Consider the following 1,973-nt stretch of genomic DNA (forward strand, 5'->3'; position numbering starts at 1 on the left):
AGGCAGCGGGGGAACGGGGAGCAGGGGGGGGGACGGCGGGGGTCAGGCCTCCCCGTCCTCGTCCTCCGCTCCCGACTCCTCGGCCAGCGCCGCGTCCAGGCGGGCCCGGGCACCCTCCAGCCAGCGCCGGCACACCTTCGCCAGCTCCTCGCCCCGCTCCCACAGGGCGAGGGACTCCTCCAGCGTCGTACCGCCGGCCTCCAGCCGCCGCACGACCTCGATCAGCTCGTCCCGCGCCTGCTCGTACCCGAGCGCCTCGGCCACGGCCTCCGGCTGCTCCACCTCGCTGGTCATGCGTCCACCCTATGCGTCGACTCGTACGGAGAAATCGCCCTCGGCCACGCGTGCGCGCAGCGCCTCGCCCGGCTCCACCTCGCCCGGATCGCGCACCGCGTGCCCGTCGGCCCGCTGGAGCACGGCGTACCCGCGCTTGAGGGTCGCGGCGGGGGAGAGGGCCACCACGCGCGCGTGCGTGTGCGTCAGCTCGGAGTCGGCCCGGTCGAGCTGGTGCCGCAGGGAGCGGCGGCCCCGCTCCAGCAGGGCCGTCACCTGCTCGGCCCGCTCGTCGATCACCCGGTGCGGATCCTGTATCGACGGCCGGGCCAGCGCGTGGGCCAGCCCCCGCTCCTCGCGGTCGACGAACGCCGCCACGCACCGCCGCGCGCGGTCCCGCAGCTGCCGTACCCGCTCGTACTCCTCGCCGACGTCCGGCACGACCTTCTTCGCGGCGTCGGTCGGCGTGGAGGCGCGCAGGTCGGCGACGAGGTCCAGCAGGGGACTGTCCGGCTCGTGCCCGATCGCCGAGACGACCGGCGTACGGCAGGCGGCGACCGCACGCACGAGCTGCTCGTCGGAGAACGGCAGCAGGTCCTCCACGCTGCCGCCGCCGCGCGCGACGACGATGACGTCCACGTCGTCCAGCGCGTCCAGCTCCTTCACGGCCTGCACCACCTGCGGCACGGCGTGCACGCCCTGCACGGGCACGTTGCGCACCTCGAAGCGGACGGCGGGCCAGCGGTGCCGGGCGTTCTCCAGGACGTCCCGCTCGGCCGCGGAGGCCCGCCCGCAGACCAGGCCGATCAGCTGCGGCAGGAAGGGCAGCGACTTCTTCCGCTCCGGCGCGAAAAGCCCCTCGCGCGCGAGGGACTTCTTCAGCTGCTCCAGCCGCGCGAGCAGCTCGCCGACGCCCACCGGTTTGATCTCGGCCGCCCGCAGCGACAGCTGGCCGCGCGGCGCGTACCACTCCGGCTTGGCGTGCACGACCACGCGGGCGCCCTCGCCGACCACGTCCGCCACGGCGTCGAACACCTGGCGGTAGCAGGTCACGCTCACGGAGATGTCGTACGACGGGTCGCGCAGCGTCAGGAACACGACCCCAGCACCCGGCCGCCGCGACAACTGCGTGATCTGCCCCTCGACCCACACGGCACCGAGCCGGTCGATCCAGCCCCCGATCAGCCGTGACACCTCGCCGACGGGCAGGGGAGCTTCGGGTGACGTGTTCGCAGCCATGCGCCCGAGCGTAACGGCCAGGTACGACAGCGGTCCCCGCCGTGACCGAGCTGGCCGCCGGGCCCCCACGCGCGTGCGACCACTTTCTCGCTGAGCCCGATCGCGCTGGCCTGCCCCGCAGCGCACCGTCGTTGTCTCGCCGCCCACCGCTTCACGGACACCGAAGGGGCCTGCCCCGCCGCGCTCCGGTGCCCGCGCGCGAGCCGGGGCGCCCCCGTCGTGCTCCGCAGCCTCTCGACGGGCTTCGGGAGCCTCTCGACGGGCTTCGGGCCGGCTACGCCCGTGGTGGCCGTCCCGCCCGTGTGTCGGCGGCCGAGTCGTCGCTTCACGCCCGAGGCTCTGCGTGCCGGCGCCCGACCCGTCACCGCGCACCCGCGGCCTCCGCGCCGACGGCCGACCCGTCACCGCGCACCCGCACTCGCGCGCCCAAGCCAGCACGCCCCCCCCCCGCTGACGCCCTC

At 75.5% G+C, this 1,973-nt stretch carries 2 protein-coding genes; both read right to left on the reverse strand.

The annotated features are described in order from the left end of the window. Positions 1 to 42: 42 nt before the first annotated feature. Positions 43 to 294, reverse strand: a complete 252-nt coding sequence (locus GTW67_RS05635; protein WP_161163689.1) for an exodeoxyribonuclease VII small subunit — start codon at positions 292 to 294, stop codon at positions 43 to 45. 9 nt (positions 295 to 303) lie between these two features. Beyond that, positions 304 to 1,512, reverse strand: coding sequence for an exodeoxyribonuclease VII large subunit (gene xseA, locus GTW67_RS05640; protein ID WP_161163690.1), 1,209 nt, complete (start codon positions 1,510 to 1,512; stop codon positions 304 to 306). Between the last annotated feature and the right edge of the window lie 461 nt (positions 1,513 to 1,973).

The sequence above is a fragment of the Streptomyces sp. SID5910 genome (assembly GCF_009862125.1).
Classification (GTDB): domain Bacteria; phylum Actinomycetota; class Actinomycetes; order Streptomycetales; family Streptomycetaceae; genus Streptomyces.

Coding starts and splice junctions, on each gene's coding strand:
- xseA (WP_161163690.1), bottom strand. CDS start 1,512: ATGGCTGCGAACACGTCACCCGAAGCTCCCCTGCCCGTCGGCGAGGTG.
- GTW67_RS05635 (WP_161163689.1), bottom strand. CDS start 294: ATGACCAGCGAGGTGGAGCAGCCGGAGGCCGTGGCCGAGGCGCTCGGG.